Below are 14,520 nucleotides of genomic sequence, written 5' to 3' on the forward strand. Positions count from 1 at the left end.
TGCGGCTTTTTAGTCTTGACCTTAAGAAAAAAAGACATACCCCGGCTGGGTGGCAGAGTGGTTATGCAGCGGACTGCAACTCCGTGAACGCCGGTTCGATTCCGACCCCAGCCTCCATTTTGAAACACCATAAAAATAATACCTAAGCGCTTATAGCGCTTTTTTTATGCCTGCTGTTTCGTGACTTCATCCTAAACTCAAAACTTACACCCGATAACTTAAACGGTTTAACAATTGAGCAATGCCGATTCTTGCTAATGAATAATAAGAGACGGGACTAAAATCATAGGCTCTACAATTATTTAATTTGGAGTTTGTATGCGATTTTATTTATTGCTTCCTTTGGCTGTTACTCTGCTTCCCATGGTTGCTACAGCGAATGAATGTGAAGTTTCAATCAGTGCCGGGGATGGCATGTCTTTTAATACCAGAACGATGGATATTCCAATGAGTTGCGAACAGTTCACTGTGAACTTTGAGCATACAGGGCGTTTACCAAAAGGCGGAATGGGTCATAACTGGGTAATGACTCAAAGCTCAGATGTACAAGCAGTTGTTGCTGCTGGAACAGTCGCAGGAATTGCAAATAACTACCTTCCTGCTGATGACAGCCGGGTGGTTGCGGCTACTCCACTGCTTGGCGGAGGGGAAAAAGCTTCAGTCACATTTGAAACCAGCTTATTGAGTGCTGACAGTTCGTATACTTTCTTCTGCTCATTCCCAGGGCATTCAGCGATGATGCGTGGCAGTGTTAATTTGGTGGAATAAAATTTCATACAAAGGTTGGCGATAATTCGTCAACCTTTTTTCTTATAGATAGAGGCTATTTTTTGGTCACAATCGGGATATTTTTAAAGGAGTTTTTGTGGCCTAAATCTATTTTCATTGAAAGTACTCCGGAAGTGCATTTATCAAGACATGCTCCACATCGTGTGCAATCACCTGATACAACCGTATTACCCGTTTGAGATACCACTGGAACCAGTACATGTGGTTCAGGACATACTTTCATACATGCTGAGCATGACGAACCTGCACAAGATTCAGCTCTGTTAACGGTGACACGTAAACGTCCGAAATGTCCGAGAAATCCGTAGAAAGCACCTACTGGGCAAAGATGCCCACACCAGCCTCGATGGCTTACTAATAGATCGAAGAAAAACAAAGCCAACAAAAACATCGAACCTGCCATGGATGCCCACATCAATTCGCGCTGCAGTAAGGTAATAGGGTTAACTATTTCCCATGCTAGGCTACCGGCAGAAAAAGAAAGCAATAAAGCGAGCAACAAAACGGCTTTTCTGAGTTCTTTTGAAATGGATAAGTTACTTTTTATGTTAAAGCGTTGACGAAACCAATAGGCAGCATCAGTGAGCATGTTTATAGGGCATACCCAGCTACAGTATATCCGTCCACCAAAAAGGGCATAAAACACTGCTAGGATTAATGCACCAATCAAGGCCGGATAGGCGAGTGATGAACCTGCTAAAAATGATTGCAACAGGATAAAGGGATCAGTCAGTGGAATTGTGCCAAACCATTCACTGGAAGATAAGTTGCCTGTGGCGATGTCACCAACAAATGGAAGAGAGTACAAAAAAGCCAGTAGGATAAAAAGTTGTACGGTCCGACGTGTAAGCAACCATCGTTTACGATAGGTTGCAGTACAAATAATTCTGATAACTTTAATCATACTTTGTCGCGACCAGCAGCATTTCTACCAGGACGCCCCAGACCAAGTTTGCGTGGTAAAACACGTATCGCTGTTTCAGATAGCACACAGTGTTTTTCACAAGTGCCACATCCAGTGCACTTATCCGAGTGAACCGTCGGGATTTGTAATATACCCTTGGCATTTTGCACAGGTTCTAGCGTTATTGCTTCATCACGAATCGGACATACTCGCCAGCAGATACTACAAGACATTCCCTTATAGTTAAGGCATGTTTCATGTCCAACAAGTACTGCTACACCCATATCCGCTTTACGAATATCTGTTAATAAAGGATCAAGAGCTCCTGTTGGGCAAGCTCGGGCACATGGAATATCCGGACACATTCTGCAGGGATCTTCTCTGGCCACAAAAAAAGGTGTACCAACGGGGGCAGCATCTGTCCAACTTGCTAATTTGAGAATATCGTAGGGACAATCTTCTACGCATAAACCACAACGAATACAGGTTGAGTCAAACGCTGGCTCGGGTAATGCGCCTGGTGGACGGATAATTTCAGCAGAGATGGCTGGACGGGAACGTAACATGGCATGGCCTGCCAATGTGCCGACAACTGCAACACCAAAACGGCGAAATATCTGCTTGAATGCTACTCTTCTCTCGGGTTCAGCGTTGTCGGGATTAAGTTCGGTTTTATTTCTCATCTCCCACCTCTATTGCTTTAGCCGACTTTTAATCTACCGATTCTGAAATAAGCAGCGTGGCGTGAATGATCGGGTGGATCCAGCAACGCAGAGTAAACTCACCGGATTCAGGCACTTTCCACCTTACTGATACTCCAGGCGTTTGCACATAAAGCTTTTCATCTATATTGATGATTGTTTCATCAGGTGTTTCGATGTAAACACTATGAGAAATATCTGACTGATTAATTATTTCTATGATGTCGCCTGGGGATGCGGTGTAGACATCGAATTCAAAATCGTGATGCAGTAAGTAGACTTTATGAATTTTGGATTCGGCTTCTTTTGGGTGCTCAGCATGAGGCTGCATCGAGTAAACGCAGGTAATAAAGCTGGCTGAAATAAGTAGGCTCAAGATGAATCTGTAGACTATATTGAAAAAGATTTTGTAGAGACGTTCTATTGCGAGAATGTTCATGTTGTTTTCATGTAGTTAATTAAAGTTGTCGTGATATTCATTCAGGAATATCAGGAAATCTAATGCCGAGTACCGGACCCGTTAGTGTTTTGATAAAAGCGATAAGATCATCACGCTCGGTTTCAGTCAGCTTAAAAGGCTTCATTTCAGGAGACAGACTTTCTCGTTGAATGCCGCCATTTTCGTAATGTTGGATTACCTCTTCCAATGTGGTCATCGAAGCATCATGCATAAAAGGCCCATTTTCAGGTAAATCACGAAGCGAAGGGGTTTTGAATGCATGTTGCATAATGATTATTTGAGGCGGGACTAGAGCACCTTTACCGAGATCATTACTGTCGAGACCAATATCATGAAAACTGTCATCGGTGAATCGCCACGATGTATGACAGGCTGCACATTGTGCTTTTTCGTTGAATAGGGCAAAACCTCGTTTGGCACTTTCACTCAGCGCATTTTCGTCACCTTCTACCCATCTATCAAACGGTGATGGTGCAGAAACCAGAGTCCTTTGAAAGCTGGCCAGAGCTTCACTAATACGTTGTTTGCTGATAATTTCATCACCAAATGCGGCTTTAAATAAAGGGTAATATCCTTCGACATCTTGCAGGCGAATGGTCAGCTCTGACATGTCGTAATTCATTTCATGTTGAGTTGTTATTGGTAAAACGGCTTGCGACTCCAGTGTGTCAGCCCGTCCATCCCACATTAGCGAAGTAAGCCATGCGCTGTTTAAAACAGTGGGGGTCCGGCGAGGATTCGAAAGACTTTCAGAGCCAAGCGGAATCTTGCGCCCATCACTCCACCTTTTATCTGGTGCATGACACGTGGCACATGACATTTCCTGGTTTCTGGAAAGGCGATGATCAAAAAACAGGGTTTTTCCGAGCGCCGCCTTTTCCACCGTAAGTGGGTTGGTAGTTGGCGCCGGAATTCCCTCTGGACGCCTGAAGGCTTCCAGTTCAGAGGCAAAAGAGTCAGCAGCCTGAATTGTCAGGACAACTGATAAAAATACAAACAGGCTGCTGATTCTCATGCTAGGTGATACCTATATACCTTAGCTCGCCTTACCAACAACTGGCGAGATAGTGCAGTGATAGGTCATTGCGTCATTATTAGCACCAAAACACCATACGATATCGTTGGAGAACTCAGGACGATAAACCGGCAGTTCACCTTCAGTATTAAGGCAATTACAACGTCCACAAGTCTGTTTACCACAGCAGTCACGATAGGCAATCAGATAAGTCTGCTGATCACCAGGGTTGTAACAGCTGGCAACCCAAGAGCTAGGGGACAGTTCGGTTCCTGGAGGACATGAAGTTAACGTACCACCACAGCAATCACAGAGGTTGCCGTCGATAGAACAGTGACGCCAATAATCGCAGGCTTGAGTATCCTGATCCTGTGGTTGGAATCCGCCTCGATCCATAGTCCCTGTAGTCGTCGCATTGGCTTCTTTCATACGACCACGACGATCTACAGGGAGCAAAGGGAGTAGGCCTGCACCAACAATAAATCCACCAAGTTTTCCAATAAAGCCACGACGACCAGTTTTGCTGGCAGTGCTTCTGGCCATCTTTTCGATAGTGGAATCAAAACCTTTATTTTTTTTCATTTCTATTCTCTCCGTTAGTACTTATTACTATTGATTCACAGATTAATGTACGTGCGTTTCTTTGCCTAAACCTGCTGCCGGAACCGTAGTTCCTTCTTTCATAAAGCTTTGCAATGAAGAATGACCCAGACGAATAACTTCGAACAGGCTCTCAACATGTTCACGGGTATTACACAAACCTTTAGATTGAATTACGCCGTCTTGGTCGAGTAGAACACCATAAGGAACTTTAGAAACCTGGTATCGCATGCCAATTTCTGCTGAGACCACATACCGCTCGCCTTGAAGAGGATGGTTTTGCAGAAATTCGCGGTGCTCAGCCTGTGTACCGTCACTAATTAAAATAACGTCCGTTCCTTCAGCAGCCGCTACTGAGCGAATTATTGGTAATAATTTTGCACAGACAGGACAAGATGGGCCGGTAAACATTAGTAAGCTTGGACGCCCAGGGGTGATAGCCCGACCCACCAACAATGGTTTCTCGTCAATGGTCGTTACATTAAAGACCGGAGAGCGTTCGCCAATATCAGGACCATGATCGATCATCATGGCGCCTAGTGGAGCTGAACGTTCATGTAGCAGCCCAATCTGACGAATGACACCAAGCATAAGTGCGGCTAGTGCCAAAAAAGCTCCCCAAAGAAGAACATTTGATGCAACAAGAAATTCAAAATTCATTTCAGTATTTCCTTTAATTAGATCTAGGGTTTGTTGGTACGAGTGGCAGGTAGCCCAACGATTACGTCGGCTGCCAAATAAAGTAAGGTCAGCATGGTTGCTGCCGCGAGGCCCATAATCCATGATGCAATTGAAACGCTAGCCAACTGCACAGGAACTAAAGCTGCGTAAAGACTGACACCTGCCAGACTAAGAGCCCTTAATACATGGAACATCCCGATACGACTGACACTGGTAGGACGACGCACACAACCGCAATCAATATGAGTTCTACCACGACCTACATTGATAGCGATTGCCACTGCAAACATGATAAAAAGCCCCGCTGCTACCCAAGCTGCTAATTCTCGAACTGGTGTCATTTGAAGTGCTATCGCACATCCCAGTTCAACCAAAGGCAGCAATCTTGCAAACGGCGTTACCATGAAAGATGGCAACAAACGGTAGTTGGTTACGACACCCTGAAACTCGTCAGGGTGTCGTAACTTAGGAATAGCTGCTGCGACCAGTACCAGTCCCAGAAAAAGGGAGGCCAGTACTGCTACAGAAGCATCATTAATTACCCAGTTCATAATTTCCTCACTTTATTCTGGTAAGTAAATCATTACGGGTGCTCTTCCGAGCTCATCGATCTGACCTAGCTCTTTACCAGTGATTGCATCGAAGGTGTAGAGTGATTGATCTTCAGGTGAAGATGCGAATAAGTACGGCTCTGCATCCTGACTTACGCCGATACCATTGATTTCATGGCCCATATCGATACGTCGCAACTGTTTCCCTGTGGTGGCATCAATTACAAATACATATCGGCTAGTCAGCTTATGTGTCCATTTTTCACGCTGATCAGCTAACAAATAGATTTCGTTACGATCATTGTGATAACTGACGGGTTGCCAACCACCCGGTGCCCATTTGTCCGCTTTCTGTTCTTCGGTGAATGCATCAAATGGAGCAATAAACTCTGCACCAGAAGCTGAGAGCTTGGCTTGGAAGATCCGACCTCCAGTACTTGGCCAGATAAGACGACCAGTTTTTATAGAGTAGGATGGGTTATTGAACAGATAGTCTTCTTCACCATGAAAAACTTTGGTGTTTTTCTGCTGAGTATTTCCTTCATTGTCATAACTTACTTCTAATAAAGAACCGTCACGACAATGCATGAAAAACTTTTGATCTGGTACCGGAAACAGGTGGTAACAATCAGGCATTGGCATCATCTTTACAAAAGATTCTTTCTCAAGATCGACGAGGCCAACGGCGGGTGAAGGTGAAAATTGCTGAAACAAGATATGCTTATCATCCGCACTCAGACTAGCCATGCGTTGCATTACTTGCGTTAGGAAGCGGCCTTCTGGGATATCAATATCTGCTATTGGTTTATGTGTTCTGGAATCAATAATTTCGATATAGTCATCTCGTGTACCCCGAGCAACACGGGAATACATGGTGCTGGCTATGGCCATAAAGTTACCGTTATCACCCAGCATCATATGGGGTAGCTTGCCTGCATCAGTCATGCCTAGCAGTTTGTTGTTATTACCATCAATAGTGTAATAAGTTGATGTCATGTGAAACGCACCCGCGTCAAGCACATAAACACGTTTGGCATCACTAGGCGGTGCATCAAGAATTACTGGTGTATCCATTAGATCCAAAGTTGCCTCGGAACCAAGTTGTTGGGGTACGCCTCCAGCAATCACTGCCTGCGATCCACCAACAAACAATGCAGTCAAAGCAATACTTGCTGCTAGACGTTTAAATTGTTTTGGATGCCCGGTTTTAAGTTCATTAAATTTTATGGTCATATCTCTCCTCCAACCATTGTTGTTAAAATTTTTCATACTTCTCTAAACAAGACTCATTCGGCTCTTACAGAAGCAGAAGCATTAATGCTGCTGATCCAAGCGAAAGCAGAAGGAATCCATCTATTTCAACAGCACGTTCCTGCCAGCGTGCCAACCATGCCTGAACTGATTGATTACTGATCGGTAGGAAGTTAACGGCAACTGGTAAACAGCGTCCGATGTTGAATATGGCAATAACGGCAATTGCCGTTGTAACGTTGCCGCTGAGTAAGGCAACGCCAGTAACGATGTAAAGAATTGGTGTTTGCACATAGGTCAGATAGTTCATACCCAGTGCATAGCCGTATAAAAGACCGATAGTGGATGAACGAAAACGGAATCTCGCATCATGGGGGACTTGAGCACGACGTTGTGGGTAAGGCATCTTCATGAAACCGAGCTGATGTGCACCGTAACCCAATGCTAGTAAAGCCATACCTCCAGCCATGTATGCGAAGGGCAAGTTACTGAAAAATGCCCAGCCGATTAATCCCAGCATGCCACCTAACATTAATGCGCCCAACGCATATCCAAGTGCATGTGTTATAAAAGTAGGAGTCCAGCGCAGAACTGATGCCAAGGAATAATTACCAGCTGGTCTGAGTAGGCTAAGACTTGAATAGCCGCATGGTGACCAAGTGGACAGAAAGCCACCGATCAGAGCAAGCGCAATAAACATCCACTGCATGGCACCAGTATTAACACCTTGGGTGCTTAACAGAGCGCCTCCAGTTACACCGGATATAACGGCGAATAACATGGTCGAAAAACGAGTTTTAGTTGAGCTCGGTTTAGAAAAATCTATTGCATCAGGGACTGATGCAACCGCTGCATTAATTTGGGATGGCTGATGATATGCTTCAGCACCTAGGTCCAATTTCATTTTCTCCTCCTATGGTCATAACTGACCTATTGTTGTTGTAAAATTGCAACGACTTAACTATAGCGAGTTAAATTTTTCTGCCGTAGCAATAATCGGCATGAGGGCGAGAATTTTTTCCCGATTTGAGGGGGTGTTGCCGATTCTTGCTATTCAGGAGTGTAAAAAGCAGGTCGGTGGCTTTGAAAGGTGGGGGATGAAGCTGTAAAGGTTTAGTAAACCCATTAAAAATAATAAGATAGGTGGTTCCTGTCAGATGGGGGGGGAGGGAAACCCATATTCAGCAGAGGGCTCTCTTTTAGTGTTAAGCAGGATTTCGGGAAGAAATGCCTGAAAAACTTTCCAGAGGAGATGAATTGCTGATCCACCCTCCCATATATCGAGAGAGTGGATTCAGAATGTAATCAGGCATTCAAAAGATTTTCAATCCCAGTATGAACAACTGCAATTACATGGATTTGGCGATGCTGAAGATAAAACGGCTATCTGCATATTTGCTTCCATACAGATCTTTAGCATTGCTGTTTGTATTGGAGTAACTCAAGTTCAATTCAAAACCAGCAACGTCTTTCGATAATCCCACTAGGTAATCTGTTGCACTGTCAGGATTTTCTCTGCCAAAGACATCACGGTCATAGTCGTAATAACCTAACCCCAACCCCAAATTGATGCCAGTGGGCAAGGGGTAATTTACCCCCAGGTTATAGTAAGTCCCTTTTTCTCCGCTACCATATACGTCGCCAGAGTGTGAGATACCAAGTGAAAAATAATGGTAACTCAGTGACCCATAGACTTCGTTCCAATTTCCACCATCAGTCCCCGGATAGATATAACGAAGCACGCCCACGTCATAGGCAATGCCACTATTATCAAATTCACCTGCGTATCCTGCATATATATCGATTTCAAGATGAGCGTCATCATCGTTAATCATAAAATCGACATTTGATGCCCAGGTGCCGGCATAGAAACCACTGATGTGTGAATAATCAACACTGCCAGAAATCGCAGGCTTATTATCCGATTGAGAGTAACCGCGCCAGATGTAATCACTTGAGAGTGCTACAGAAGCGCTTGTTGAATGTTGACCATTCTCACTTTCCCAAGCTAAAACATTTTGAGATAAGAGAAGTATCGTAGTACTGAACAAAATAATTGATTTCTTCATTGAAAGATCCTTAAGTTCCATGTCATTCAAATAATGTAATTTGCCTTTTTCAGACCAATTTCTTTGACTTTCTTTGTAATAATCTGGCTGCTTAAATAGCCATGATTAATTTAAGAAGGTGGTTCGAATATACGGAGCAAAAGAAAAATCGATTAGTAAATTCTGGCAACAAGTAACTTAATAAATAGAGTTCCGTTGCTATGGAAAAGCATTTACTACTCAATAGATAAAAATGCTAATGGGAGTATGATTCAAAGAATAGTCGTGAAAATAAATGGTAATTGTCTTTTAAGTCATGGCTAAACTAGATTCCATGCAGCTTGAATAAGCCAATATGTGAGCTTGCTCAAACCATTTTGAGAGTGTTGCCGATTATTGCTATCTATCCCCCCACTATTTGCCTAGAGTTGTGTCAACAGTCTGAACCAAATAAATCAAACAAGCACAAAAAATAAGGGGGGAGGACGTTTTTTTCGATAAGGCATATTTTAAATGCCGGACCATGATGTCCACGAAAAGCAAAGCGAGGAGAGAGCAAGATGAATTTTAGAGAGGCGCTTTTAAATAGCAGTCCTGCGGGCAAAGGGAAAATGCATTTGGTTGAGCGAACTTCACGGGATGTGTTGGAACAAGCTGAAGCATTGCCGTTTTGGTCACAGGATTATACCCAATTAGATAGAGGTTCCTTTACTGGATCAATTACGAGCGTAACTGGCAGAAATATGCAGATATTTCGCGAGAGTATGAACCGCGCCGTTGATCAGATTGCCAGTGCTCCAGAAGATACCTATGTCATAGGATTACCAACGATCATTGAAGGTAATGCATCTTGGGGTGGTGAACAGGTTAAACCCGACTCATTGATCACGTTGGATAAGAATGCGGAACTTCTTTTTAGAACTTCTCATTTTTCAGAAATCACCGCGGCTGTCATTTCTGCTGAGCATCTTGAAGAATACGCCGGTCAGGTTGAAGGTATAGACCTGCGTAAGGTCTTGGATAACGTCAATCCAGTCGAAATTATCCCTACAGATGTTGCTCATAGATTATTGGCAGCGTTGAACAGCAGTACTAACTATATTTCCAAAAGCGCGGGTAATCCGAATATCCAACATATCTTGCGTCATTTTGAGGACAACTTGTTGGACACTTGTCTTCAGGCCCTTCTTCATGCCAGCGATGGTCAAGAAAGACATTACGATCAACGCATTCATCGTTACATTGTAAATCGGGTACGTGAGTTAACTTTATCCAGTGATGGTGATTGCTTAACCATAGGTGAAATTTGTATCAACTTATGCATTAGCCGGCGCACCTTAAATCACGCTTTTTCACGAGTTTTGGGAATTACACCTGTTGAATATATGCGGAATCTTCGCCTTCATCGTGTTCGATCTGAACTTCAATCTTCTCCTTATGAAACGACTATTGCTAACGTAGCTGCCAAGTGGGGCTTTTGGCATATGAGTCTGTTTTCTCGTTATTACAGGGAGCTGTTTGGGGAATGCCCAAGTGAAACGTTGCAATATTCGAAAGCATTAGCTAAATGATGCGGTATTGAAAAAGTAATTCTGTAATTTTCAATTAATTTAACAAAACCTTGGTGGTTATGATTGTTGCCAAGCTAAATAAGCAGGGGTGAGAAATGGGGGCATTTAGTATCTGGCAATTGATTATCGTGCTGGTAATTGTAGCTCTAGTTTTTGGAACAAAAAAATTACGTAATTTTGGAGGGGATCTTGGTGGAGCTGTTAAGGGGTTCAAGGATGCAATTAGTGAGGAAAAGCCCACTGCAAAATTAGACAGCGTCGAGATAACCCAAAACATGGATAGTAAAGTTACTCACAAAGAAAACCAATAAGTTAAGGAAAGGTGTATTTAACTAATGTTTAATATTGCTTTCCCGGAATTACTTGTTATTGGAGTCGTGGCATTAATTGTTATCGGCCCCGATAAGCTTCCTAAAGTAGCGAGAACCGCAGGGTTACTTTTGGGGCGCATGCAGCGATTCACTACGAATATAAAGTCAGAAATTGACAGAGAACTGAAATCTGAAGATTTGATGCAATTACAAAAGGAATTACGAAACCATGATTTAGGGTTGAATGAGGAGCTGCGTCAGGGGATGCAGCCAGTTGAATCGGTCATTCATCAAAATATACAACCGATGAAAACTGACACTAAACCAAAAGATGATTTTGACTCACCAAGCACACCATTAAACGATGTTAGCAATATAGATTCAGAGCCTATGAAGAGGAGTTTATCTAATTGACTACACCGAATAATCTTTTCTCCCATTTGGTTGAGATGCGTGATCGTTTATTACGTATCGTTATTGGCATATTGTTAATCAGTTTTGCTTTGTTTCCGTTCGCCAACGAAATCTATCACATTATGGCAACTCCATTGCTGAATAGCCTTCCAGCAGGAGGCCAGATGATAGCAACAGAGGTCACAACTCCATTTTTTGTTCCTATGAAAATGGTATTGCTGGTTGCCTTTTTGTTAGCCTCTCCATATACGCTTTATCAAGTCTGGGCATTCATTGCCCCAGGACTATACAACAATGAACGCCGCTTGATTGCCCCACTGATTATTTCAAGTGTAGTTTTACTAATAAGTGGGATGGCGTTTGCCTATTTTCTAGTATTTCCGGTTGTCTTTGGATTTATTACGAGCACCGCCCCAGAGGGGGTTGCAGTAATGACCGACATTAGTAAATATTTTGATTTTGCGATTAGCTTATTCATCGCATTTGGCCTGGCTTTTGAAACACCCGTTGTAGTGGTTTTATTAGTTAAAGCTGGGGTGGTAAGTATCGTGGCACTAAGAAATGCCAGATCCTATGTCATTGTTGGAGCGTTTGTATTGGGAGCGATAGTAACACCTCCAGATGTGATTTCTCAGTTTATGTTGGCGATACCTATGTGGTTGTTATATGAAGTAGGGATATTGGTGGCCAGTATGTCGAAAAATAAAGTCCATATAGAGCAAAATCAATATTGAGATATGCAGGTATTATGTTGCGTATTCATCGTCCAAGCTAAATGTATTCGGCCTAAGAGAATCAACGTAATTCTCATAGAATGGACTAAGGTTTACTTCATTTAAGTTAAGCAGAGCATGATTAGTTTTAATCATATGAATTAGGGTCAAAATTAAAAAAAGCCCGACACTATAAATAGTGTCGGGCCAAATTATGAAGCTGCTGTTAAATCAATTTACAAACTAAACACACTCAATACGCCGCCCAATGATGTCCAGTTGGACAGTGATTTGTAGGCTCCCACTGCGCCCAGACCATCACTGTCATTCTCAAGATTGTTGGTCATACCGATACCGGCCCAACCACCAATACCTGACAAGATTGAGATGTATTGTTTACCGCCATGTTTATAGGAATTGACGTTGCCGACAATGCCTGACGCGGTTTTAAAGCGCCAAAGTTCACGACCGTTATGAGCATCAAGCGCTTTGATATAGCCTTCTAACGTGCCATAGAAAACGACATCGCCAGCAGTAACCATCGCACCTGACCAAACTGAGAATCGTTCAGGATTGGACCAGACGATTTTGCCTTCGCGAGCATCCCAGGCAATAAAGTTACCCATATTGTCTTTGGTTGCCGGATACATGTTTACTTCAGCACCAACATACGGTTGGCCGGCGATAAACTCGACTTCAAATGGTTCCAGATCCATACAGATATGGTTCGTGGGCACATAGAACAAGCCGGTACGCGGCGAGAACGCGGCAGGTTGCTGATCTTTTGCACCATGCGCTGCAGGGCAGATACCGGTGGTTTGAGTATCTTCACCATTGGCTGCAGGTGAGTATTTAGCTACCCGATCTGGCAAACCTGTTTTCAGACTGACGCTGTTGGCCCAGTTGACACTTGGGTCGAATTTTTCAGCAACCAGCAGTTCACCTGTTCCACGATCCATGGTGTAACCAAAGCCATTTCGGTCAAAATGCACCAGCATTTGTCGCATTTTGCCTTTGATTTTCTGGTCGACCAGAATATTTTCGTTGACGCCGTCATAGTCCCATTCATCATGCGGTGTCATCTGATAAATCCATTTGGCTATACCGGTATCCAGATCACGAGCGAACAGCGCCATGGTCCATTTGTTGTCACCGGGACGTTGCAAAGGATTCCAGGTGGATGGGTTACCTGTACCGTAGTAATACAGATTCATATCGGGATCATAGGAGAACCAGCCCCATGTGGTGCCGCCACCGATTTTCCATTGTTCACCTTGCCAGGAGTTCAGCGAAGAATCTTTGCCGATAGGTTGCAGCATGGCTGTCGTGTTTTGCGGATCAACCATCATTTCGTCATCGGGACCGGTACTGTAGGCTTTGTAAAGTGTTTTACCACTCATATCGTAGGCTTGAACATAGCCACGTACGCCGAATTCGCCACCTGAAATACCGACAATGATTTTGTCTTTAAACACATTGGCGTTGCCGGTATTGGTCGCACCGGTTCTTGGATCGTCACGTTTATCAGACCAGATCACTTCACCGGTTTCGATATCCAAAGCGACTAAGGTGGTATCAGCCTGATTCAGGAAGATTTTGCCGTCGCCATAAGACAGACCACGATTGACTACGTCACAGCACATAACTGGAACGGTTTCATCGTAATTCTGTTTAGGCTCATATTTCCATTTGATGGCCCCGTCATTGTTCAAATCCAATGCGAAGACAATGTTTGGAAATGGCGTGTGCACATACATCACATCATCAATAATCAGTGAATTACCTTCATGGCCACGTAACACGCCGGTAGAGAATGACCAGGCCATTTTCAGATCTTGCACGTTGTCCAGATTGATCTCAGTCAATTGGCTATAACGTGTATTGGCATAATCACCCGCTGACATCACCCAGGTGTCAGGGTTTTTCTGCATTTCGCGTAACTCATCTGCAACACTGTAACCAGGAAGCGTCAGGGACAGCATCAGTAAAGATAATTTTGTTTTAGTCATGTTGTTTCCTCTATGTTAGCCGCCATAAAAAGCCATTAGTTATTAGTCATGCGTCATAGGCTTTTGAACGGTGTGAGGATATTAGCAACGAGGAAACAGAATTAATGGCCTGTGTGTCCGAATCTTTTCTGGAGGTTTTGGAACCACAGTCAAGTTGATAGGAATCAGGTTTGGCGGTGCTGGGACGGATGTATTAGTGAGTTATTCTGAGTAGAACCTATATATAAGGTTTGGAAGAATAAAAGAGGTTGGAGCGAGGGTTGTCTGAATGACGGAGAGTTTCTAAGAAAAAACTGGATTGCGATTATTGATCTATTTAAAGCGTGGTCGGCAAATTTAAGACATAAAAAAACCTCAGAAGAATTACTTGCTGAGGTTCTTTAAATCATTGGCTCCCCGAGCTGGACTCGAACCAGCGACCCAATGATTAACAGTCATTTGCTCTACCAACTGAGCTATCGGGGAACAGAAAGATGGGTATGATAGAGACTCGAACCGGATG

16 protein-coding genes and 2 tRNA genes are annotated in these 14,520 nt (G+C 43.5%); 6 read left to right on the forward strand and 12 right to left on the reverse strand.

Going from position 1 to position 14,520, the window contains the following annotated elements:
• Positions 1–43 precede the first annotated feature (43 nt).
• Positions 44–117 (forward strand) — tRNA-Cys (locus Q7V21_RS00980).
• 201 nt (positions 118–318) lie between these two features.
• Positions 319–768, forward strand: a complete 450-nt coding sequence (azu, locus tag Q7V21_RS00985) for an azurin (protein WP_304915507.1) — start codon at positions 319–321, stop codon at positions 766–768.
• Positions 769–823: 55 nt separating this feature from the next.
• On the opposite strand, the gene napH is transcribed toward azu, so the two are convergent.
• The 10 genes from napH to Q7V21_RS01035 form a co-directional block, all read right to left on the reverse strand.
• Complete coding sequence (gene napH, locus Q7V21_RS00990; protein ID WP_304915508.1) at positions 824–1,693, reverse strand: quinol dehydrogenase ferredoxin subunit NapH; 870 nt, start codon at positions 1,691–1,693, stop codon at positions 824–826.
• Positions 1,690–2,376 (reverse strand): ferredoxin-type protein NapG, encoded by a 687-nt coding sequence (gene napG / locus Q7V21_RS00995; RefSeq protein ID WP_304915509.1) that lies wholly within the window; start codon positions 2,374–2,376, stop codon positions 1,690–1,692. The genes napH and napG overlap by 4 nt, the downstream gene beginning before the upstream one ends.
• A 28-nt stretch (positions 2,377–2,404) precedes the next feature.
• On the reverse strand, positions 2,405–2,770 hold the full coding sequence (locus tag Q7V21_RS01000) for a hypothetical protein (protein WP_304915510.1): 366 nt from the start codon (positions 2,768–2,770) through the stop codon (positions 2,405–2,407).
• A 100-nt stretch (positions 2,771–2,870) separates the two neighbouring features.
• Entirely contained in the window at positions 2,871–3,869 is a 999-nt protein-coding gene (mauG, locus tag Q7V21_RS01005; RefSeq protein ID WP_304915511.1) for a tryptophan tryptophylquinone biosynthesis enzyme MauG, read from the reverse strand.
• 21 nt (positions 3,870–3,890) lie between these two features.
• On the reverse strand, positions 3,891–4,451 hold the full coding sequence (gene mauA, locus Q7V21_RS01010) for a methylamine dehydrogenase (amicyanin) small subunit (protein WP_304915512.1): 561 nt from the start codon (positions 4,449–4,451) through the stop codon (positions 3,891–3,893).
• A gap of 42 nt (positions 4,452–4,493) precedes the next feature.
• Positions 4,494–5,129, reverse strand: coding sequence for a methylamine dehydrogenase accessory protein MauD (gene mauD, locus Q7V21_RS01015; RefSeq protein ID WP_304915513.1), 636 nt, complete (start codon positions 5,127–5,129; stop codon positions 4,494–4,496).
• A 23-nt stretch (positions 5,130–5,152) separates the two neighbouring features.
• Positions 5,153–5,701, reverse strand: coding sequence for a MauE/DoxX family redox-associated membrane protein (locus tag Q7V21_RS01020; protein WP_304915514.1), 549 nt, complete (start codon positions 5,699–5,701; stop codon positions 5,153–5,155).
• A 12-nt stretch (positions 5,702–5,713) separates the two neighbouring features.
• Positions 5,714–6,934, reverse strand: a complete 1,221-nt coding sequence (mauB, locus tag Q7V21_RS01025; protein ID WP_304915515.1) for a methylamine dehydrogenase (amicyanin) large subunit — start codon at positions 6,932–6,934, stop codon at positions 5,714–5,716.
• A gap of 64 nt (positions 6,935–6,998) precedes the next feature.
• Positions 6,999–7,856 (reverse strand): methylamine utilization protein MauF, encoded by an 858-nt coding sequence (locus tag Q7V21_RS01030; protein WP_304915516.1) that lies wholly within the window; start codon positions 7,854–7,856, stop codon positions 6,999–7,001.
• 445 nt (positions 7,857–8,301) lie between these two features.
• Positions 8,302–9,021 carry a TorF family putative porin gene (locus tag Q7V21_RS01035; RefSeq protein WP_304915517.1) on the reverse strand — a complete coding sequence of 240 codons (720 nt, stop codon included), beginning with the start codon at positions 9,019–9,021 and terminating at the stop codon, positions 8,302–8,304.
• 539 nt (positions 9,022–9,560) lie between these two features.
• On the opposite strand from Q7V21_RS01035, the gene Q7V21_RS01040 reads away from it, so the two are divergent.
• From Q7V21_RS01040 to tatC, 4 genes are all read left to right on the forward strand, one after another.
• Complete coding sequence (locus tag Q7V21_RS01040; protein ID WP_304915518.1) at positions 9,561–10,571, forward strand: helix-turn-helix domain-containing protein; 1,011 nt, start codon at positions 9,561–9,563, stop codon at positions 10,569–10,571.
• A gap of 95 nt (positions 10,572–10,666) precedes the next feature.
• The gene (tatA, locus tag Q7V21_RS01045) at positions 10,667–10,882 is read left to right on the forward strand and encodes a Sec-independent protein translocase subunit TatA (protein WP_370654035.1); all 216 of its coding nucleotides are present in this window, start codon (positions 10,667–10,669) and stop codon (positions 10,880–10,882) included.
• 24 nt (positions 10,883–10,906) lie between these two features.
• Positions 10,907–11,296, forward strand: coding sequence for a Sec-independent protein translocase protein TatB (gene tatB, locus Q7V21_RS01050; protein WP_304915519.1), 390 nt, complete (start codon positions 10,907–10,909; stop codon positions 11,294–11,296).
• Positions 11,293–12,030, forward strand: coding sequence for a twin-arginine translocase subunit TatC (gene tatC / locus Q7V21_RS01055; protein WP_304915520.1), 738 nt, complete (start codon positions 11,293–11,295; stop codon positions 12,028–12,030). Before tatB ends, tatC begins: the two co-directional genes overlap by 4 nt.
• Before the next feature lie 215 nt (positions 12,031–12,245).
• Here the strand turns inward: tatC and Q7V21_RS01060 are convergent, their stop codons facing one another.
• Complete coding sequence (locus Q7V21_RS01060; RefSeq protein ID WP_304915521.1) at positions 12,246–14,018, reverse strand: methanol/ethanol family PQQ-dependent dehydrogenase; 1,773 nt, start codon at positions 14,016–14,018, stop codon at positions 12,246–12,248.
• Positions 14,019–14,407: 389 nt separating this feature from the next.
• Positions 14,408–14,483: transfer RNA gene (locus Q7V21_RS01065), tRNA-Asn, on the reverse strand.
• Between the last annotated feature and the right edge of the window lie 37 nt (positions 14,484–14,520).

Source organism: Methylophaga sp., from assembly GCF_030651745.1.